The 19,772-nt window shown below is 64.9% G+C and carries 17 protein-coding genes; 6 read left to right on the top strand and 11 right to left on the bottom strand.

The annotated features are described in order from the left end of the window. Nucleotides 1-39: 39 nt before the first annotated feature. The 8 genes from V9L18_RS06690 to speB form a co-directional block, all read right to left on the bottom strand. Nucleotides 40-279 (bottom strand): PLDc N-terminal domain-containing protein, encoded by a 240-nt coding sequence (locus tag V9L18_RS06690; protein ID WP_337346400.1) that lies wholly within the window; start codon nt 277-279, stop codon nt 40-42. Nucleotides 280-355: 76 nt separating this feature from the next. Then, entirely contained in the window at nt 356-772 is a 417-nt protein-coding gene (locus V9L18_RS06685) for an acyl-CoA thioesterase (RefSeq protein WP_337346399.1), read from the bottom strand. Nucleotides 773-918: 146 nt separating this feature from the next. Continuing rightward, nucleotides 919-2,979 carry an ABC transporter ATP-binding protein gene (locus tag V9L18_RS06680; protein ID WP_337346398.1) on the bottom strand — a complete coding sequence of 687 codons (2,061 nt, stop codon included), beginning with the start codon at nt 2,977-2,979 and terminating at the stop codon, nt 919-921. Next, nucleotides 2,976-4,709, bottom strand: coding sequence for an ABC transporter ATP-binding protein (locus tag V9L18_RS06675; RefSeq protein ID WP_337346397.1), 1,734 nt, complete (start codon nt 4,707-4,709; stop codon nt 2,976-2,978). The genes V9L18_RS06680 and V9L18_RS06675 overlap by 4 nt, the downstream gene beginning before the upstream one ends. A gap of 124 nt (nt 4,710-4,833) precedes the next feature. After that, nucleotides 4,834-6,771, bottom strand: coding sequence for an MDR family MFS transporter (locus V9L18_RS06670; protein ID WP_337346538.1), 1,938 nt, complete (start codon nt 6,769-6,771; stop codon nt 4,834-4,836). A 118-nt stretch (nt 6,772-6,889) separates the two neighbouring features. Beyond that, on the bottom strand, nt 6,890-7,363 hold the full coding sequence (locus V9L18_RS06665; protein WP_337346396.1) for a MarR family winged helix-turn-helix transcriptional regulator: 474 nt from the start codon (nt 7,361-7,363) through the stop codon (nt 6,890-6,892). Nucleotides 7,364-7,513: 150 nt separating this feature from the next. Beyond that, nucleotides 7,514-9,208 (bottom strand): thiamine pyrophosphate-binding protein, encoded by a 1,695-nt coding sequence (locus V9L18_RS06660; protein WP_337346395.1) that lies wholly within the window; start codon nt 9,206-9,208, stop codon nt 7,514-7,516. Nucleotides 9,209-9,213: 5 nt separating this feature from the next. Further along, complete coding sequence (speB, locus tag V9L18_RS06655; RefSeq protein WP_337346537.1) at nt 9,214-10,290, bottom strand: agmatinase; 1,077 nt, start codon at nt 10,288-10,290, stop codon at nt 9,214-9,216. Between the two features lie 306 nt (nt 10,291-10,596). Between speB and V9L18_RS06650 the strand changes: the two genes are divergently transcribed. Continuing rightward, entirely contained in the window at nt 10,597-11,424 is an 828-nt protein-coding gene (locus tag V9L18_RS06650; protein ID WP_337346394.1) for a DUF559 domain-containing protein, read from the top strand. A gap of 135 nt (nt 11,425-11,559) precedes the next feature. Here V9L18_RS06650 and V9L18_RS06645 read toward each other — a convergent pair whose 3' ends face one another. Further along, nucleotides 11,560-12,135: a helix-turn-helix domain-containing protein gene (locus V9L18_RS06645; RefSeq protein WP_337346393.1), complete on the bottom strand. Its 576-nt coding sequence runs from the start codon at nt 12,133-12,135 to the stop codon at nt 11,560-11,562. Nucleotides 12,136-12,432: 297 nt separating this feature from the next. Here V9L18_RS06645 and V9L18_RS06640 point away from each other — a divergent pair, with 297 nt between their 5' ends. Next, complete coding sequence (locus V9L18_RS06640) at nt 12,433-13,947, top strand: sodium:solute symporter (protein ID WP_337346392.1); 1,515 nt, start codon at nt 12,433-12,435, stop codon at nt 13,945-13,947. Between the two features lie 111 nt (nt 13,948-14,058). Here V9L18_RS06640 and V9L18_RS06635 read toward each other — a convergent pair whose 3' ends face one another. Next, nucleotides 14,059-14,289, bottom strand: coding sequence for a hypothetical protein (locus tag V9L18_RS06635; protein WP_337346391.1), 231 nt, complete (start codon nt 14,287-14,289; stop codon nt 14,059-14,061). Between the two features lie 257 nt (nt 14,290-14,546). On the opposite strand from V9L18_RS06635, the gene V9L18_RS06630 reads away from it, so the two are divergent. Further along, nucleotides 14,547-15,806: a VIT1/CCC1 transporter family protein gene (locus V9L18_RS06630; RefSeq protein WP_443197958.1), complete on the top strand. Its 1,260-nt coding sequence runs from the start codon at nt 14,547-14,549 to the stop codon at nt 15,804-15,806. A 59-nt stretch (nt 15,807-15,865) separates the two neighbouring features. Next, nucleotides 15,866-16,702, top strand: a complete 837-nt coding sequence (locus tag V9L18_RS06625) for a matrixin family metalloprotease (protein WP_337346390.1) — start codon at nt 15,866-15,868, stop codon at nt 16,700-16,702. A gap of 39 nt (nt 16,703-16,741) precedes the next feature. On the opposite strand, the gene V9L18_RS06620 is transcribed toward V9L18_RS06625, so the two are convergent. Beyond that, a complete protein-coding gene (locus V9L18_RS06620; protein ID WP_337346389.1) occupies nt 16,742-17,875 on the bottom strand; it encodes an LOG family protein in 1,134 nt (377 codons plus the stop codon). Nucleotides 17,876-18,093: 218 nt separating this feature from the next. Between V9L18_RS06620 and V9L18_RS06615 the strand changes: the two genes are divergently transcribed. Together V9L18_RS06615 and iolB are read left to right on the top strand one after the other, a co-directional pair. Next, nucleotides 18,094-18,834 carry a GntR family transcriptional regulator gene (locus V9L18_RS06615; RefSeq protein WP_337346388.1) on the top strand — a complete coding sequence of 247 codons (741 nt, stop codon included), beginning with the start codon at nt 18,094-18,096 and terminating at the stop codon, nt 18,832-18,834. 18 nt (nt 18,835-18,852) lie between these two features. Then, nucleotides 18,853-19,746: a 5-deoxy-glucuronate isomerase gene (gene iolB, locus V9L18_RS06610; protein WP_337346387.1), complete on the top strand. Its 894-nt coding sequence runs from the start codon at nt 18,853-18,855 to the stop codon at nt 19,744-19,746. Nucleotides 19,747-19,772 lie beyond the last annotated feature (26 nt).

The raw sequence follows: 19,772 nt of genomic DNA, 5'->3' as shown, positions 1-19,772 counted from the left end.
CCGCTCCAAGGACCCTGACCCCGGCGCACCCGGACGTGCCTACTTTCCCGTCACCGTCCGCTTCCGGCCGAAGATAAAGTACCCCATGGGACCGATGAAGTTGATCAGGGCGGCCATCCGCCAGGCTGCCTTGGGCCCATTAATGAGCTCCGCCGGGCGCTTCGAGATATCCCGCTGCGCAGCCACCATCAGCGCCATCTGGACGATCCCGATCAGCACAGTTCCTGCCCGCGCCGCCGGGGGCATTTCTTTCCAGGTCTTCTTTTTCAGCTTAGCCATGGTTAAAGCTCCTTAGTCCGGGCCTTCAGTGGCCCAGGTCTTCAGTTTCCGGTGTGGACAGGACCAACGCAACGGCTTAGGCGGCGAACGGTGCCATCCGGTCTTTTTGCTCCTGCGTCAGCCTGACCACGCGCCCAGTGGCCTCGTCAACAAATGCCAGGTGGCTGCTGGCACGGACGCAGTCCTCCCCGGTGACGGGGTCCTGGACAAGGTAGTGGATATCGAAGCTGGCGCCCTTAATCGCTCCGACCCACACCTGGACCACGGCCGGGACATTGCGGTATTCCAAGGTCCTGACATAGCGGATCCGGTGATCCACCACCAGCGCCATAACGCCTTCTGGTACGTCGTTGAAGAGGGACACCTCAGGCTCGATGCCCGGCAGCCCGGCGCCGCGCGGAGGCCCGAAGGCACCAATCCGCGCCTCCTCCAGCATCCGCACTATTTGGACGTTGTTGATATGCCCATAGGCGTCCATGTCGCCCCAGCGCATGGGGACCAGCACCTCGATGCGCCGGGGTGCTGCCTTGTTTTCAGCTGCGGCCGTTCCGGTGTCCGCCGGGCCGGCCGCCGGTGTTCCTGCGGCCGTGTCTCCGGCCGCAGGCGCACCAGTCGCCCGCGTACCGGCCTCCTGCGCGGTCAGCTGTGCACCGCCGTCGAGTCATCCACGGGCGATTCCTCAGCATTCGCTCCGGCGAACTGGGACATGTAGAGCCTGTAGTAGGCTCCCTCGGCCGCGAGCAACGTCTTGTGGTTGCCCTGCTCCACAATCTTCCCGTTCTCCATCACCAGGATGGTGTCGGCGTCGCGAATCGTGGAGAGGCGGTGAGCAATCACGAAGCTGGTCCGGTCAGTCCGCAGCGCGGCCATGGCCTTCTGGACCAGCAGTTCCGTGCGGGTGTCCACAGAGCTGGTGGCTTCATCGAGGATGAGCAGCGACGGGTTGGCCACAAACGCGCGGGCGATGGTGATGAGCTGCTTTTCGCCGGCGCTGACGTTGTTGCCTTCCTCGTCGATCACCGTGTTGTAGCCCTCCGGCAGCGCGCGGACGAAGCGGTCCACAAAGGTGGCCTTGGCTGCTGCCATGACCTGCTCTTCGGTGGCGTCGAGGTTGCCGTACCGGATGTTGTCGTAGATGGAACCGCCAAAAAGCCAGGCATCCTGCAGCACCATGCCCACCTTCGATCGAAGCTCGGAACGGCTCAGGGTGGTGATGTCCACGCCGTCCAGCGTGATGGACCCGGAGTTGAGCTCGTAGAAGCGCATCACCAGGTTCACCAGTGTCGTCTTGCCGGCGCCGGTGGGCCCGACGATGGCCACCGTGTGCCCGGGCTCAGCCGTGAAGGACAGGTTCTCGATCAAAGGTTTGTCCTCGGTGTAGCTGAACGTGACGTCCTGGAACTCCACATGCCCGTCGGTCTTGGCCGGAAGGTGGTCGGTGGCGGTTTCCGCATCCTGCTCGTCGGCGTCCAGGAATTCAAAGACCCGCTCCGAGGAAGCCACGCCGGACTGGAGCATGTTGGCCATTCCGGCCATCTGACCCAGCGGCTGGGTGAACTCACGCGAGTACTGGATGAACGCCGTGGCATCGCCCAGGGACATGGATCCGGAGGCGACGCGGAGGCCACCCACCACGGCGATGCCGACGTAGCTGAGGTAGGAGACGAACTGCATCACCGGGAAGATGATGCCGGAGACGAACTGGGCGCCGAAGCTTGCCTTGTACAGGGCCTCGTTACGTTCCTCGAAACGCTCCAGCATGTCGGCGTCGCGGCCGAAGACACGCACCAGGTCGTGGCCGGAGAAGGACTCTTCGATCTGACCGTTCAGAGCGCCGGTGTTCTTCCACTGCGCAGCGAAGAGCTTCTGACTGCGTGATCCGATGATGCCGGCGGCGACACCTGACAGCGGCAGGGCGATCAAGGCAATCAGCGCCAGCTGCCAGGAAACGATGAACATCATGACCACAATGCCGATGACCGTCAGCAGGGAGTTGATCAGCTGCGCGAAGGCCTGCTGCAGTGCCTGCTGAATATTGTCGACGTCGTTCGTCACCCGGGACAGGACGTCGCCGCGCTGCCGGGTGTCGAAGTAGTTTAGCGGCAGCCGGTTCAGCTTCTTTTCGGTGTCGTCGCGAAGCTGGCGGATGACCTTCATGACAATGCGGTTCAGGACGTAGCCCTGCAGCCACAGGAAGATGTTGGCCACAAAGTACATCAGCAGCACGATGGCAATGAGGAAGGACAGCTTCTGGAAGTCGATGCCGCTTCCGGGCACCAGCTCCATCTTCGAGATCATGTCCGCAAAGTTGTCCTGCCCCTGCTGGCGGAGCCCTTCCACGAACTCTTCCTTGCTCGCGCCGGCGGGGAGCTGCTTGCCCACTACTCCACCGAAGATCACGTCCATGGCCTGGCCCAGGATCTTGGGGGCGATAACGTTCAGGACCACCGCGACCACCACCAGGGCAACCACGGCGTAGATGCCAGCAGCTTCGGGCTTCAACAGCCCCATCAGGCGCTTGGCGGAGGGCCAGAAGTGTTCCGCCTTCTTGGCGGGGACGCCGCCAAACATGTCGCCGTCGGCCTCCGAGGGTTTGTACTCCTCCTCGAAGAATTCGTCGTCCTCCAGGACCTCGGGCGATGCCACGGGATCCGGTGTTTCGGTGGACGAGCCTGTGGAGTCTTTCTTAGGGGCGCTCATGCCATTTCCTCCACGCTCAGCTGGGATTCAACAATTTCCTGGTACGTGGGCGAGGTTTCCAAGAGTTCCTCGTGGGTGCCCCGGTCCACGATCCGACCGTTGTCCAGGACCAGGATCTGGTCCGCCTCGGTAATGGTGGAGATGCGCTGGGCCACGATGATCACGGTGGCGTCGGCGGTAGTCCGTTTCAAGGCCGCACGGAGCCTGGCGTCGGTGGCTACGTCCAGCGCCGAGAAAGAGTCGTCAAAGAGGTACACCCTGGGCTTCGTGACCAGTGCCCGTGCAATGCAGAGCCGCTGCCGCTGGCCGCCGGAGACGTTGGTGCCGCCCTGGGCAATGCGGGCGTTGAGCCCGTTCTTCTTCTCGCGGACAAAGTCCTCACCCTGGGCCACGTGCAACGCGTCCCAGAGTTCCTGGTCGGTGGCCTCAGTCTTGCCGAAGCGCAGGTTGTGCTCGATGGTGCCGGAGAAAAGGTAGGGGCGCTGCGGCACGAGGGCCACGCGCTTGGTGATCTCGGCCCGGTCCAGGTTGGCCACGGACACACCGTCCAGCAGTACCTCGCCCTCAGCGATGTCGTAGAGGCGCGGCAACAGGGACAGCAGCGAGGTTTTTCCTGCACCGGTAGACCCGATGATCGCCACGGTCTCCCCCGGCTTCGCGGTGAAGCTGATATTACTCAGCACCGGCGACTCAGCACCGGGGTAGGCGAAGGTGACGTTCCGGTATTCAACCACGCCGGCCAGGGTGGCGGGAGTTTCCGGCCGTTGGGGGTCGTGGATGGAGGGTTCGACGTCGAGCACCTCACCAATGCGGTCCGCGCACACCGAGGCGCGCGGGATCATCATGGCCATGAACGTGCCCATCATGACCGCGATAAGGATCTGGAGCAGGTACTGCAGGAACGCTGTCAGGGCGCCCACCTGCATCTCACCGGAATCAACGCGCTGACCGCCGAACCACAGTACGGCGGCGGTGGACAGGTGCAGGATCATGCCGATGGCAGGGAACATCAGGACAAACAGTGAGCCGATCTTCAGCGACACGTCGGTCAGTTCCTTGTTGGCCTCGCCAAAGCGTTCAGTTTCATAGGGTTCGCGGACAAAGGCGCGTACCACCCTGATGCCGATGATCTGTTCACGCAGGACAGCGTTGATGCGGTCGATCTTCTTCTGCATGGAGCGGAAGAGCGGCATCAGCCGGACTACCAGGTAGCCCACCACGACGATCAGCACGGGTACGGAGACCCAGACAAGCCAGGACAGGCTGATGTCCTCGCGAAGCGCCATGATGATGCCGCCTATGCACATAATGGGCGTGGCCACCATGAAGTTCAGCCCCATCAGAACCAGCATCTGGACCTGCTGGACGTCGTTCGTGCCGCGGGTGATGAGGGTGGGCGCGCCGAAGGTGTTCACATCCTTGGCGGAGAAGCTGGTGACCTTTCGGAAGACCCCACGGCGCAGGTCGCGTCCCATGGCCATGGCCGCCTTGGAGCCGAAGTACACACCGGCAATCGCGGTTCCGACCTGGATAAAGGCGACCAGCAGCATCACGCCGCCGGTCCGCCAGATGAAATCCGTGTCCCCGCGGGAGACGCCTTCATCGATGATCTGGGCGTTGAGGCTGGGAAGGTAGAGCGCCGCGATGGTGGACGCCAGTTGGAACACGATGACGGCAACGATGTACGGCAAATACGGCTTGGAATAGCGCCGTATGAGGGTGAGGAGCATGCCCACGGATCCTTAGGGAGAGAGCGCGAAATGGTGTGGATAAGTACTAGCAGCCGGGGCTGACATTCTTAGCCTTCCCACTCTACGAAATCTGTTGCCCGTGCGAAACATCTGCACCCAAAGATCATCCAATCGGCGTACCGTGGTCCTTTTGATTGCCGCCGGAGGCCAGGTAATGCGCGGCCGCCTTCTGCAGTTTCCGTTCCTTGCCGAGTTCCTTGGCCACGGCCTTCAGCATGGACGCCGTCTTCGCCTGTTCGGCGGCAATTCCCTGCTGGAGGGCCGCCTGCCGCTGGACCGAAGACATTGCTTCGGAAAGCTGCAGCTGCTGTTCGGCGAGCAGTTGCTGCGTCTCCAGGATCAAGGGCACCATCTTCACGGCAGCTGCCTCCATTCCTCGTCCGGTGCCGATTTCGCCGCTGCGCTGCCGCCTCAGCACCTCGACGAACTCTCGGTCTATGTCGTCGACGTCCGCACTCGGCCCGGGTGCCGACGTCGTGCCCGCCGCGGCCGAAGGTGCAGCCGGAAGCGAAGCCGCCACGGCTTCCGCACCATCACCCTCCGGACGGACGTCTACCGTGCGGCGGAGCGGCTTCTCCTTGATGAAGAGGACCGCCACCAAGGCGATCACGCCGATGACGGCGGAGATCAGGAAGATTTGCGCCGTGGCGTCACCGTAAGCGGCACGCATGATTTCGCGGACGGGTTCGGGAAGGTCCACAAGATCCATGCTGGCGCCGGCACCGTCGCCCTGCACGGGGATGTTGGCGGCGGCAAGCCCTTCGTTGGCGAGTTGGGTGACGCGGGTGCCCAGTACCGCGCCCAGGACTGATACCCCGATCGCGCCGCCAACAGAGCGGAAGAAGGCAACCGAAGCGCTGGCGGTGCCGATATCCGTGGCCTTGACGGTGTTCTGCACGGCGAGGACCAGGTTCTGCATCACCATGCCCAGCCCTAGGCCCAGGATGGCAGTGTAGACGCCGGTCAGCCACAGCTCGGTGGTGTGGTCCACGGTGCCGGCCAGGCCGAGGCCGGCGATCAGCAGGATGGACCCGCCCACGAGGTAGCGCTTCCATTTGCCGGTGCGGCTGATCAGCTGGCCCGACACCACGGAACCGATGAGGTTACCGGCGATCATGGGCAGGGTCAGCAGGCCCGCTTCGGTGGGGGTGGCGCCGCGGGCCACCTGGAAGTACTGGCCCAGGAAGGTTGACGAGCCGAACATGGCCACGCCCACTGCCACCGAGGCGAGGATGGCCAGGGCGGTGGTCCGTTCGGAGATGATCTTGAGCGGAATGATGGGCTGCTCCACCTTGGACTCCACCAGCACCAGCAGCGCGAGCAGCAGGACGCCGCCACCCACCATCAGCCCTGACTGCCAGGACCACCAGTCGTAGTAGTCTGGGTTGCCGGCGAAGGATACCCAGATCAGGAGCAGGCTTACCCCTGATGTGAGGAGGATGGAGCCGAGCCAGTCGATCTTGGCCGGGCGCTTGACGTGCGGGATTTTGAGCGTGACCTGCAGCAGGATGAGGGCGACGACGGCGAGCGGCACGCAGACGAAGAACGTCCAGCGCCAGCCGAGCGGGCTGTCCACGATGAATCCGCCCAGGAGCGGCCCGCCGGCCGTGCCCACGGCCATGACGCCGCCCATGTAGCCGGAGTACTTGCCGCGGTCCCGGGGCGGGATCATGGATCCGATGATGGCCTGGGCCAGCGCTGTCAGCCCGCCCATCGCCACTCCCTGGATCACGCGGGCAGTCAGCAGCAGCGGAATCGTCTCGGACAGGCCAGCCATGACGGAGCCGGCCACAAACACCACGATGCTGAGCTGGACCAGCAGTTTCTTATCGAACAGGTCAGCGAGTTTGCCCCAGATGGGGGTGGTGGCAGCGTTGGCCAGCAGGGCTGCTGTGATGACCCAGGCGAAGTCGGTCTGGGTGCCCTTGAGTTCGGACATGATGGTGGGCAGGGCATTCGCCACGATGGTGCTGCTCAGGATGGCGGTGAAGAAGGCGGCCAGGAGCCCGGTCAGGGCTTCCATGATCTGGCGGTGCGACATCGCCGGTTGCGCTTCCGGACCTGGTGCGGGTGCCAGAGGTGCCAGCGGGGCCGGCGGCTGTTGGGACAGGGTGGACGATGATGCGGGGGCGGCGGCGTGGCTGGCCATAAATCTGCTCCTAGTGGTTAGTTGTACTGGGTCCGGCCGCCTTTGCCCGGGCTGAATGTTTGAGGGATTCGGTGAGTTTCCGAAGGATTCTTGCCGTGTCCTCGGCGTCCTCCTGGCTCCATTCGCGGAGGTAGTCCTGCAGCGCCGCCGTGCGCTGTTCCTCGATATGGCGCAGCTTGCCCGCACCTTCGGAGGTCAGGGCAACCAGCTGGGCCCGTCCGTCGTCGGGATCCTGCCGGCGGGTGACATAGCCCTGTTCCTCCAGCTCGGCGATATGGCGGCTGAGGACCGGGGCGCTGACGCCAAGCCGCTCGGCCAGCCGCGTGGCGCGGGTCTCCCCCTCCCCCACAAACCGGAGTACGCCCTGCAGCGCCACACCGGTTTCCTGTCCGCGAAGGCTGGCTGTGGCGACGCATCGCACCGCACGCTGGAGGTCAAATATTTGGTAGACGAGGTCTGCCGCGGTATCCGGCGCAACTGACATGGGTCTGGACGCTCCTCGATTGTTTGCCTGAGGCAACTATATACCCAAAAGGTTGCTTTAGGAAACTAATCGCGCCGGACTGTCCTTTTAACCACAAAGCGCGAGCTGGCAGCTATTAGCTGCCAGCTCGCGCGGCTGTGGAAGAGGTGCTCAGTAGTCCAGGTGGGTGGGGCCGAACATTTTGAGCAGGGTCTCAACGACGACGACGTTGGGGCCGTCGGCGGCAAAACCAGCTTTGAGCGCGTCCCCCACGTCCTCCGGGGCCACCCGGGTGGCCGGCACACCGAAGGCTTCGGCCAGTTTGACGAAGTCCGGGCGCGCCAGCTCGGTGGCGGTGGCCTTGCCGAAGGCACCCACCATGTATTCGCGCAGGATGCCATAGCCGCCGTCGTCCACGATCAGCCAGGTGACCGGGATGTTGTGCTGCTTGGCCGTGGCCAGTTCCGAGATGGAGTACATGGACGAACCGTCACCGGATACAGCCAGGACGCGACTTGGCTTGCCCACCGTTTCCAGACCGACAGCGCCGCCGATTGCAGCAGGGAAACCATAGCCGAGGCCGCCGGCGCCCTGGGCGGAGTGGAACTGGCCTTGCCGGGCATCCCAGCAGCTCCAGCCCCAGTATGCGGAGATGGTCATGTCCCAGAAGGTCTGCATATCTGCCGGAACGGCTTCGCGGATGTCGGCCATGAACTTCAGTTCCTTGGCCAGGTCCTGGGATTCCAGCCGGGCCTTGACCTTTGCAAGGGACTCCTTCACCAGGTCCTCGGGCCTGACGCCGTGCCAGTTGCGCCTGGCGTCGACGGGAACAACCAAGGCTTCATCGAGGGCGGCGAGCGCCTGGCCGGCGTCGGCGCGGATGCCCAGGCCGGGACGATTGGACTCGAGCACGCGGGGTTCGGCATCGATCTGGATGATCCGCCCGCGGGGTTCGAAAGTGAAGTAATTGGAGGTGACCTCGCCCAAGGAGGAGCCGATCACGATCAGGACGTCCGCGTCCTCCAGGACGTCGGTCATGTGGCGGTCCTCGATCCAGGACTGCAGCGACAGTTCGTGGTTCCACGGGAATGCCCCGTTACCGCCGGGAGTGCAGATCACCGGTGCCCGCAGCTTTTCGGCAATCGAGAGCAGGGACTTCTCGGCCCGGCCCCGACGCGTCCCGCCGCCTGCGATGATGGCGGGACGTTCCGCCGTCGACAACCACTTCACGGCTTCGCGGACCAGTTCCACGCGGGGCGGGTTGTCCGCAGCCTCCGCGAGGGCATCCTCTACCGGCGGGACCATGATGGGATCCAGCAGGACGTTCTGCGGGATTTCCAGCCAGACCGGCCCCTGCGGGGAGGAGATGGCCTCGGTCCAGGCATCCTGGATGGCCGACGGGATCCCGGAGGCATGCTGGATCAGCCGCTGGCTCTTGGTGACGTTCGCGGCCGAGGCCTTCTGGTCATCGAGCTGGTGGAGCATGCCCTTGCGGCGGGCACCGAGTCCTTCGAGCGGGATCTGGCTGGCCACCACCACCATGGGCACACCAGTGGCGTAAGCCTCCTGCAGCCCGGCGAGCGAGGTCAGCGCGCCCGGTCCGGTGGAAAGGAACAGCACGCCCACTTCGCCCGTGGCGCGGGAGTAGCCGTCCGCGGCGAAGGCTGAGTTGTTCTCCACGCGCGAGGAGACGAAGTGCAAGTTGCCGCGGCCCATGGCGTCGAACAAGCCCAGTGCGTGCTGGCCGGGAATCCCAAAGACTGTTTTGGCGCCCAGGGCTTCAAGGGTTTCGACGACGAGATCCCCGCCGTTGCGCACATCGGTACCCTTCGTGGGGGCTGCTGTGCCGGGATCGAAATCGATCATATTGGCTACTCCTTGATTCCGGCGGGGATGCTGGCCGCGAACCCGGCAGGCTGGCGGACTTCCCGGCCAAGGGCTTGGGCGGCGTAACCGTTGGCTGCCCCGAAGCGGTCACCTTCAACAGCATTGTCCGCCATCAGGGTGATGAGTTCATAGGCCACGTGGCTGGCGGCCACGCCAGTGATTTCGGCGTGGTCATAGGCAGGGGCGACCTCCACGACGTCGGCACCCACCAGGTTCATGCCGCGGAAGCCGCGGATGATCTCCAGGAGTTCGCGGCTGGTGATGCCGCCGGCCTCGGGCGTTCCGGTGCCCGGGGCGTGGGCGGGGTCCAAGACGTCGATGTCCACCGAGATGTAGAGCGGGCGGTTCCCGATCCGGTCACGGACCTTGGCCACAGTTTCCAGGACGCCCTGGTAGTAGACGTCGGCGGAGGTGACAATGCCAAACCCGAAGCGGTGGTCGTCGTCGAGGTCCTTCTTGCCGTAGAGGGGGCCGCGTGTGCCGATGTGGCTGATGGCTTCGGTATCCAGGATGCCTTCTTCAACAGCCCGGCGGAACGGGGTTCCGTGCGTGTACTCGGCGCCGAAATAGGTGTCCCAGGTGTCGAGGTGGGCGTCAAAGTGCAGCATGGCGATGGGTCCGCCGGCGCGCTCGGCCGCTGCCCGGAGCAGCGGAAGGGCGATGGTGTGGTCACCGCCGAGGGTTACCAGTTTGCTGCCGGCCGAGGTGAGGTCCAGGGCGTTCTGCTGGATGGTTTCGATGGCTTCATTGATGTTGAACGGGTTGACCGCCATGTCGCCGGCGTCGGCCACCTGGATGTTTTCGAACGGGCTGACGTCCCACGCGGGGTTGTACGGACGGAGGAGGCGGCTGGCCTCGCGGATGTGGTTAGAGCCGAAACGGGCACCCGGACGGTAGGACACGCCGGAGTCGAAGGGCACGCCCACCACCGTCACGTCAGCCTTCGCCACCTGGTCCAGGCGCGGCAGTCGGGCGTAGGTGGCAGCGCCCGCATAACGCGGGATGCGGGATGAATCGATCGGGCCAAGGTTGCCGTTGGCTTCGATGCGCAGCTCTTTCACAGTGAGCCTCTCCTTCGAGGATTGGTCGGCGGGTGTGACAGCCATCATACCTTGAAGTTTCCTTATGCGCATCAAGTGTTTACAAGCGGTCCTTGGGGCGCAGGTGTCCCGAACGCTCCTGCCCAGTTACTGTCCCGGTCCACGGCCGGCGCCCATCTCGCGCCGCGGGATCCCGGGAACATCCCCTGCCAGGAGGCGACGTCGGCGGAAGCAACTGGGCAGGAACGCACAGTAAGTAGCGTGCGTTGCCCACATACGGCCTGCTTCCTCTGTCAGATCCGGCTCCGGCAGCCTGCAATGGGCTCCATGGATATCTTCGAATACCTTGTACAGGCCGGCGGGGTTGCCCGCACCGCCCAGCTCCTCAGCGCCGGATTCTCCAGACGGGACTTAGGGCGCCTGACCGGGCTGGGTGCCATGCAACCCAGGCGGGGAGTTTTCCTCGCACCTAACTGCGACGCGGACCTCGCCGCCGCAATCCACCATAACGGCCGGCTGACCTGCGCCAGCGCAGCCGCACGCCACGGGTTATGGCTCCGGAACCCTCCGTCCCGGCTGCACCTGGCCTGCAACCACGGCCATGGCAAAGGCTTCGTCCGGCACCGGACGGTGCGATTCGAGGGCCACCCGGAACTGCCGGTGGCGGCGGTGGAAGACGTGGTCCTGCACGCACTTGGGTGCCTGGCGCCGCCGTCGTCCACGGCCATCGCAACATCGGCGGTCCGGCTGCACGGCGTACCAATGGAGCTACTCAGGGCCGAGGTACGCGGTGACCGCTCGGGGCCCATTCGACGCGCGCTGCAGGAGCTTGACCTGCGGGCAGAATCGATAGTGGAAGTCGACGCACAGCATCTCTTTCGGAGCAATGGGATCGATTTCGAGGCCCAGGTGCCGCTGCCCGGCATCGGGCGGGTGGATTTCCTGCTGGACGGTTTCCTGATCGTGGAAATCGACGGATTCGCCTTTCATTCAAAGCGCGCGGACATGCTCAGGGACCGCCACAGGAACAACACCTCAACGGTCAAGGGCTTCGCCGTCCTCCGCTACATGCCCGAACACATCTGGTTCAACCCGGAGCAGGTGGTGGCGGAAATCAGGGCGGTGCTCGATGCCAGGAACGCCTCGGCCAGGTAAGGCGAGCGCTCCTTCCCAGTTACTCCGGCCCAGGTCGCTGTGCCTGGGCGGCAGCCCGCGCCCGCACAGGGGACGCCCGCGGAAGCCCGGCCACAAACCGGGCAGGAACGCACAACTCCAGCCGAAAAGCGCGCGCTACCGACTGGCGGCGGGGACCAGCACCCAGAGGACCTCAACGGCCTCGCCGGTGGGGTTGATCCAGGTGTGGGGTTCGCGTCCGGGAAACGTGACGGTGTCCCCGGTGCTGAGCTCGTATTCTTCGTTGGTGAGGATCAGCTTGATGCTGCCCTTGATAACGTGCAGCACATCTACGTCGCAGTCCACGGCGTAGAGCTCGGACTCGCCGCGGCCGTGAGGCTCGATAACAGCCTGGATAATCTGGATCCGCCGCTCTGAGCGGGCCGTCAGCAGCCGCTCCACGATCCCTTCGCCGCCCAGTGAAATTCGGGGCCCGTCGTTGCGCTTGGTCAGGTGGGTTTCGGGAGCGGCAAACAGGTCCCCAATGGAAATGGACAACACCTGGCAGAGGGTCACCAGCGAAGCGACAGAGGGCGATGTGAGGTCCCGCTCCACACGGCTCAGGAAGCCCTTGGTCAGCCCGGTGGCGTCGGCAACCTGCTCGATGGTGAGTCGCTGGGACTGCCGGGCAGCCCGGATACGGGACCCGATGGCAACCGGAACGTTGCTCGGTTCTACTGGCAGTGCCTTCATGTGCAGACCTTTCATGGCCGGCAACCCCGGCCCCATCTCTGGAGCAATCCTAATGGCCACGTACCCATGTGACGCCGCTACGCCACAGCCGGGGGACGTTGCGGCGGGCCCTTGACTGTTACCACGGTCACAGCCTACTCTTTTAGGCAACAAGTGTTGTCTCCTATGCAATATTGCAGACAGGCAACATCCGAGGATTCCCCTCATCCCCACCTCGTAAGAGCAGCGGAACACCGGCCTCCCCAGCAGCGCCGCCGGGTTCGAGCCACGCTGCAGATCAGCTCCAAGGAGCCCAACATGGACGCTAACTTCGTCAACATCGCCATTGTGGTGGTGTACCTCATCGCAATGCTTGCCTTCGGCTGGTGGGGTAAGTCCCGCACCAAGAACAACAGCGACTTCCTCGTGGCCGGCCGCCGGCTCGGCCCGTTCCTCTACACAGGCACTATGGCCGCCGTTGTCCTGGGCGGCGCCTCCACCGTCGGCGGCGTTGGCCTCGGCTACAAGTTCGGCATCTCCGGCATGTGGCTGGTGGTGGCCATCGGCGCCGGCGTGCTGCTGCTGAGCCTCCTCTTCGCCGGTACTATCCAGAAGCTCAAGATCTACACGGTCTCCCAGATGCTCACCCTTCGCTATGGAAGCAAGGCAACGCAGACCTCGGGCATCGTCATGCTGGCGTACACACTGATGCTGTGCGCCACCTCCACCAGCGCTTACGCCACCATCTTCGTGGTCCTCTTCGGCTGGGACCGCTGGCTCGCCATCGCCATCGGCGGAGCGATCGTGCTGGTCTACTCAACCATCGGCGGCATGTGGTCCATCACCCTGGCGGACCAGGTGCAGTTCGTCATCAAAACCGTGGGCATCTTCGCCCTGATGCTTCCCTTCACCCTCAATGCAGCGGGCGGCCTCGACGGCATCCGCAGCCGTGTCGATGAAAGCTTCTTCCAGATGGATGGCATCGGCGTGCAGACCATCATCACCTACTTCGTCGTCTACACCCTGGGCCTGCTGATCGGCCAGGATATCTGGCAGCGCGTGTTCACCGCCAAGACCCCGGGCGTAGCTCGCTGGGGCGGCGCCACCGCCGGCATCTACTGCATCCTCTACGGTGTTGCCGGCGCCCTGATCGGCATGGCTGCCAGCGTGGCCCTGTCCGGGATCGACATTGCGGCGAAGGACGACGTCTACGCCGAGGTTGCCCAGACAATCCTCCCTGTTGGTATCGGCGGACTGGTACTTGCCGCAGCTGTGGCCGCCATGATGTCCACCGCTTCCGGCGCCCTGATCGCCGCTGCCACGGTTGCCCGCGCCGACGTCCTGCCGTTCGTTGCCAGCTGGTTCGGCAAGGACATCAACACCGACGACACCGACAACCCAGAGCACGACGTCAAGGCCAACCGCATGTGGGTCCTCTCGCTCGGCATCGTGGCCATCCTGATCGCCATCATCACCAAGGACGTCGTGGCCGCCCTGACAATCGCCTACGACATCCTCGTGGGCGGGCTCCTGGTCGCCATCCTGGGCGGCCTGGTGTGGAAGCGCGGAACCGGCCTGGCTGCCGCGGCCTCCATGGCGGTGGGTTCGGTTGTCACGCTGGGCACCATGATCGTGCTGGAGGTCAACGCCAAGGCCCCGCTGGACGGCGTCTTCGCCAACGAACCGATCTACTTCGGCCTCATCAGCTCAGCCGTGGTTTACGTGGCGGTCTCGCTGCTCACCAAGCCCACGGACCCGCAGGTCATGCGGAATTGGGCGCGGCGCGTAGCCGGCAAGGAAAACGAAGTTCCTGTCACCGTGACTGCGCCGTAAGGATTTCGACAGGGCTCGAACCACCCCAGGGACAGACTCGAGCAGTACAAAGCACGACGGCGGCGCCTCCTTTCGCTCATCAGCGAACGGGAGGCGCCGCCGTCGTCCGTCCTACTCAGGTTCTGGTTCGCGGAACTCCTCGGGGTCCAGCGGAACCACGCGCTCCTCGGCGTCAACTTCGACCGGAGGGGTCGGAATGACTACGTCTTCAGCGTCCAGGAACTCGTCCTCTGCATCCCAGTCGTTCGCGTCAACCGGCGCATCCTCGGCGTAGTCATAAGCGGGATCTGCTTCTACGGCATCAAGGTGCGGCATGTCCGGGTGCTGTCCGGTGGTGTTCATTGTGCAACCTCCGTTTGTTCGCCACTGACGTGCTCTTTCGGCTGGGCGCTGGCGGGCGCCACACTTTCATCACAGCACCGCCGGTGGCCCCGGTCAAGGGTCCGCAGACAGAAGTGCAAAAGCCATCCGGAGCCAGGGATTTTGAGGGTACCCGAAACTCCGGAGTGAGGTTTGCCAGCCGAAAATCCGCGAAATTCCGCGGTAAGCTGGGCCTTGCAATGGGGCCGAACCATGCCCCATCAAGCTCAGGAGCTTCTGTGTCTCAGCACGCCAGTCCCGGCCAACACCGCGCCGCCCGGGATTCTGCCCAGCCCGTTCCCGCGCCCTCCGATTCTGTTCCGTCGGATTCTGCCCAAGCCATTCCCGCGCCCTCCGATTCTGTTCCCTCGGATTCTGCTCTGCCTGATCGCCACCCGGCAGGCCAGCCGACAAATGCCGAGCCCACTCCTGCGGACATCCGGCGCTGGCGCCAATACCTGGCCGATGAACGCGCCGAGGCCGCTGTCTACCGGGACCTCGCGCAGAACCGGCTGGGCGAGGAGCGAGACATCCTTCTCGCCCTTGCTGAAGCCGAAGGACGGCACGAGGCCCACTGGCTCCGGCTCCTGGGCGATCACGCCGGGAAGTCCCGCCAGGCGTCGCTGCGCAGCCAGCTGCTGGGCTTCCTGGCCCGCCACTTCGGCTCGGTCTTTGTCCTCGCGCTGGCCCAGCGCGCCGAAGGTCGCTCCCCGTACGCCAAGGACCCGTCCGCCACGCCCGCCATGGCCGCCGACGAACAGATCCATGAGGAAGTAGTGCGCGGGCTGGCAACACGGGGCCGCAACCGGCTCGCCGGAACATTCCGCGCCGCAGTGTTCGGAGCCAACGACGGCCTGGTCAGCAATCTATCCCTGGTTATGGGCATGGCAGCGTCCGGTGTGGCAAGCAGCGTAGTACTCCTGAGTGGTATTGCCGGGCTCTTGGCCGGCGCACTGTCGATGGGCGCCGGCGAATTCGTCTCCGTCCGCTCGCAGCGTGAACTCCTCGCGGCCACACGGCCCACCCAGGTCACCCTGGCGGCGGCCCCCAAGCTGGACATCGAACATAACGAGCTGCTGCTCGTGTACCTGGCACGCGGCATGTCCCACGAAGCAGCCGAACACCGCGTGGCCGAACGCATGGGGCTGCTCTCCTGCGACTGCGATCCCAGCCTGTCCCTCCAGCCCGAACTCCCCGAAACCGAAGACCAGCACGAAGCCGTAGGCACCGCCTGGGGCGCATCGCTATCCAGCTTCTGCTTCTTTGCCTCCGGTGCCATCGTGCCCATCCTTCCCTTCCTGTTCGGCATGACAGGCGTGGCCGCGCTGGTGGTGGCCGGAGTCCTGGTGGGTGTGGCACTGCTGATGACTGGCGGCGTCGTTGGCCTGCTCTCAGGCACGTCGCCGCTGACTCGCGGGCTGCGGCAGCTGGCCATCGGCCTGGGCGCCGCGGCCGTCACGTATGTGCTTGGCTTGGCCTTCGGCACCGTGGTGGGTTGATGGACAGCGTTCCACCGGACCGCCCGCACAGCAGCGGGAGGCGTTCTGCGGGGCGTTCCATGCGGAACGCCCTGCTGGGTATTACCGCCGGCACCACGGCACTGGTGGTCGGCGGAGTCTTTTACGGCGGTCCACGCGTTGGTGAACTACTGGATGTTCGGCTCGGGCCCGGAGCCGTTCAGCCGGGCGAATCGGGTGGCGTCCGGCCCGCTGCCGAGGGTCGGCCCGAGGCTCCCCCGCCCGGGCTTGAGGAGGAGGACGCGCCGCTGGGAAGGCCCGAGCCGCCCCCGTACGCGAGCAGTTCCTACCAATTCCTGGCCACCAACGACGACGGCACACCGGTGGGATATTCGCCGTGCCGGCCGCTGCACTACGTGGTGAACGCGGACCTGGTTCCGGCCGGCGCGCAGGCCCTTATCCCTGAAGCAATCGACACCATGTCGCGGGCCACCGGGATCCGGTTCATTTACGACGGCGCCACCACCGAAGAGCCTTCTGCCAAGCGCGCTCCGTACCAGCCGGATTCGTACGGTGACCGCTGGGCGCCGCTGCTGGTCTCCTGGACCACTCCCGGGGTGGCTCCCCAGCTCAAGGGTAAAGTGATCGGCACCGGGGGAAGCACCCACTTCAGCTACGAGAACGGTCCCAAGACCTTCGTCACTGGCAGCCTGGAGCTGGACGCCCCGCAGATTGCCGAAGAGCTGGAACAGGCCGACGGGGCGCTATACGCCACGGCCGTCATCCTGCACGAGCTCAGCCATGTGATGGGACTCGAACACGTGGATGACCACCGGCAGCTGATGTTTCCGGAAATCGGCACCCCGGAAGGCCTTGCCGCGGGCGATCTCAACGGCCTGTACAAACTGGCCGGCGCCCTGTGCCGTAAGGATCTCTAGACCCGGCAATCTCCGCCGTCCCCGGACCTGGCGCCGAAGCTACCCGCCGATCACGGCGAGCGCCTCGTCAACGGTGTCGACCAGGAAGATCTGGTCCGCCATGGCCCGCCCGGCTGCCAGCCTCTGGAGCATCGGCCAGGCAGGGTATTCGTGCTGCCAGTAACGGCTGCCCACCAGGACCATCGGCGTCACGGCCTCACGGGCGCTGTAATAGTTCTCGCACGCGTCCTGGAACATTTCCTGGACAGTTCCGGCTGCTCCCGGCAGGAAGATAATGCCGCCGTTGCAGACTTCGAGCAGGATCGCCTCACGTACGGCGTTGGCGAAGTATTTGGCAATGTGCGTGGCAAAGTAGTTCGGCGGCTCATGCCCGTAGAACCAGGTGGGGATACCCAGCGACGGCGTTCCCGCCGGAAAACGTGCGACGACGGCGGCCGCCGCGCGCACCCACGCTGACACCGAGGGACGGAAGCCAGGGACGGCCCCCAATGACACCAGGGCCGCCTCGAACTCATCTACGGGGATCCCGCTGAGGTAGGCGCCCAGGTTGGCGGCCTCCATGGCCCCTGGACCGCCTCCGGTGGCTACCAGCTTCCCGCTTCCAGCCAACAGCCGGCCCAACGAGGCAGCCTGCGCGAACTCCGGAGTACCTCGCTGGACATTATGGCCTCCCATCACGCCCACCACGGTCAGCCCGGCTACGGCATCGGAGCGAATCATCTCGTCCAGGGCGTCACCGATGGCGTGGTCGTGCAGGGCCGAAGCCAGGGTGGCGTCCAGGCGGTGCCGCTGCCCGGGCCGGATGCTCCACTGGTAGACGAGGGCGTCGGGCAGTCCTTCATAGGGGGCGTGGTCCAGCCCGGCATAAAGCTCCTGGGGGGTGTAGAGCCTCGCCCGGTAGGGGTCGAAGGGCACACCAACAAGCTTGGGGAAAATCAGCGCGCCACGGCGCCGCAGGCCGTCCTCAACACCCTCGTCAAACGTGCACCCAAGGAAGATAGCGCCTTCCACATCAAGGGTCTCCAGCGCTGCCCTCCGGCCGCGCAGGTCCAAAGACTGGGCGTGCCAGCCGTGCATGGCCACAGCTCCGGCCGCCACCAGCTGGTCGAAGCTGGCAAGACTCTCGACTTCGAGGGTCCGCGGGCTGGGGTGCACGCTGCCGGAGGGGTTCATGCCGGCGGCCTGGTTCGAGACCCCGGCTGTGCCCGGTATCGGTTGTTCATCTCCCCAGCCTAGTCAGGCCTCCACGGCGGGCCGGGACGGCTTCTTTGCCGCCTGCCAACGCCCTGTTATTATCAACAATAAAGGCAGTATGTCCTATCAAGCGGACATAGGCAGGACAAAGGGGAGTTGCTTCGCAGCAACCCTAGCGGCGCGAAGGATGCATCTCAATGGCGAATCAACTAAACCTCAGCATCGACCGCTCTTCGCCGGTGCCCCTCTACCACCAAGTGGTGCAGGGCATCGAGGCCGCCATTCATACGGGCCTGCTTCCGCCCGGCAGCCGGCTGGACAACGAGATCGACCTTGCAGCGCAGCTCAACCTCTCCCGGCCAACCATGCGCAAAGCCATGGATGAGCTGGTGCGCTCCGGCCTGCTGGTGCGTAAGCGCGGCGTAGGTACCCAAGTGGTTTCCAGCCAGGTACGGAGGCCACTGGAACTCTCCAGCCTCTTTGACGATCTAAGCAACAACGGCGCCAAACCCACCACCGACGTACTGACCTTCAGCCATGACGAGGCCGACGACGCTACGCGCGAGGCGCTCCATCTCCCCCCAGGCGCCACGGTGTACCACTTCACCCGGTTGCGGAAAGTGGCCGGGAAACCGCTGGCCCTGATGGAAAACTGGGTCCGCGACGACATCACCCCCCTGACCGAGGAACTCCTGGCCAGCCAGGGCCTGTACTCCGTCCTGCGGAACGGCGGAGTGAATTTCCGGCTCGCCACGCAGCGGATCGGCGCCGTGGTGGCCAACGAGTACCAGGCCACGCAGCTCGACGCGGCTCCAGGCTCGGCCCTGGTCACCATGGAGCGGACCGCCGTGGACGATACAGGCCGCAATGTGGAGACCGGACACCACGTGTACCGGGCGGATTCGTACAGCTTTGAAATGACACTCGTACAGCGATAGCGCAAGGAATACTTATCTATGACTAACTGGGTCTACCCTCTTGGCAGCGCCGCAGACGGCGGTTGGGACGTCTCGCTCGGAACTTCTGATTCACCCCTGGCAGTGGAGGGCTGGGCCCACACAGGGCTGAAAGTCGCGACCCTCGCGGCCGGCGCCGCCCTCAAACTCCCGGCTGCGGGAGAGGAGCGGATAGTGGTTCCGCTCAACGGTTCCTTCACGGTCACCGTCGACGGTGAAGACTATGTGCTGCAGGGGCGCGCTTCCGTGTTCCATGGCCCCAGCGATGTCCTGTATTCGGGAACTGGCCGCGCCGTCACCGTCAGCTCCGACAACGGCGGCAGGTTCGCCGTTGCAACGGCCCCGGCCAAAGCCTCCTATCCCACCCGCCTGGTCACCGGGGCGGAGACACCCGTCGAGCTGCGCGGAGCGGGCAACTGCTCCCGCCAGGTTCACAACTTCGGCACGCCGGCAGCCCTTGAGGCCGACCGGTTTATAGTGTGCGAGGTGCTCACCCCGGCCGGAAACTGGTCTTCCTACCCGCCCCACAAACACGATGAGGAAAAGGACGGCGAGACGAACCTCGAGGAGATCTACTACTTCGAAACGCAGGTGGCCGCCGGTTCCGCGGCACCTGCCGACGCTGATGCCATCGGTTATCAGCGGGTTTATGCCTCGGACGAGCGGCCCATCGATGTCTCGGCGGAGGTCCGCACGGGCGACGTTGTGCTGGTGCCCTACGGCTGGCACGGCCCCGCGATGGCGGCCCCCGGCTACGACCTGTACTACCTGAACGTGATGGCCGGCCCCGGCCCCGTCCGTGAATGGCTCATCAGTGACGACCCGCATCATGGCTGGGTGCGCCAGAGCTGGGACGGCGTGGACATCGATCCACGGCTGCCTTTCACAGCTTAGGGATCAACAAAATGCCCCTCCGGAAC

It is taken from the genome of Pseudarthrobacter sp. CCNWLW217, assembly GCF_037203985.1.
Lineage (GTDB): Bacteria > Actinomycetota > Actinomycetes > Actinomycetales > Micrococcaceae > Arthrobacter.
Note: the sequence above shows the minus strand (reverse complement) of the source record. Positions and strands in the feature narration are given on the sequence as shown.

Coding starts and splice junctions, on each gene's coding strand:
- V9L18_RS06690 (WP_337346400.1), bottom strand. CDS start 279: ATGGCTAAGCTGAAAAAGAAGACCTGGAAAGAAATGCCCCCGGCGGCG.
- V9L18_RS06685 (WP_337346399.1), bottom strand. CDS start 772: ATGCGCTGGGGCGACATGGACGCCTATGGGCATATCAACAACGTCCAA.
- V9L18_RS06680 (WP_337346398.1), bottom strand. CDS start 2,979: ATGAGCGCCCCTAAGAAAGACTCCACAGGCTCGTCCACCGAAACACCG.
- V9L18_RS06675 (WP_337346397.1), bottom strand. CDS start 4,709: ATGCTCCTCACCCTCATACGGCGCTATTCCAAGCCGTATTTGCCGTAC.
- V9L18_RS06670 (WP_337346538.1), bottom strand. CDS start 6,771: ATGTCGCACCGCCAGATCATGGAAGCCCTGACCGGGCTCCTGGCCGCC.
- V9L18_RS06665 (WP_337346396.1), bottom strand. CDS start 7,363: ATGTCAGTTGCGCCGGATACCGCGGCAGACCTCGTCTACCAAATATTT.
- V9L18_RS06660 (WP_337346395.1), bottom strand. CDS start 9,208: ATGATCGATTTCGATCCCGGCACAGCAGCCCCCACGAAGGGTACCGAT.
- V9L18_RS06650 (WP_337346394.1), top strand. CDS start 10,597: ATGGATATCTTCGAATACCTTGTACAGGCCGGCGGGGTTGCCCGCACC.
- V9L18_RS06645 (WP_337346393.1), bottom strand. CDS start 12,135: ATGAAGGCACTGCCAGTAGAACCGAGCAACGTTCCGGTTGCCATCGGG.
- V9L18_RS06640 (WP_337346392.1), top strand. CDS start 12,433: ATGGACGCTAACTTCGTCAACATCGCCATTGTGGTGGTGTACCTCATC.
- V9L18_RS06635 (WP_337346391.1), bottom strand. CDS start 14,289: ATGAACACCACCGGACAGCACCCGGACATGCCGCACCTTGATGCCGTA.
- V9L18_RS06625 (WP_337346390.1), top strand. CDS start 15,866: ATGCGGAACGCCCTGCTGGGTATTACCGCCGGCACCACGGCACTGGTG.
- V9L18_RS06620 (WP_337346389.1), bottom strand. CDS start 17,875: ATGAACCCCTCCGGCAGCGTGCACCCCAGCCCGCGGACCCTCGAAGTC.
- V9L18_RS06615 (WP_337346388.1), top strand. CDS start 18,094: ATGGCGAATCAACTAAACCTCAGCATCGACCGCTCTTCGCCGGTGCCC.
- iolB (WP_337346387.1), top strand. CDS start 18,853: ATGACTAACTGGGTCTACCCTCTTGGCAGCGCCGCAGACGGCGGTTGG.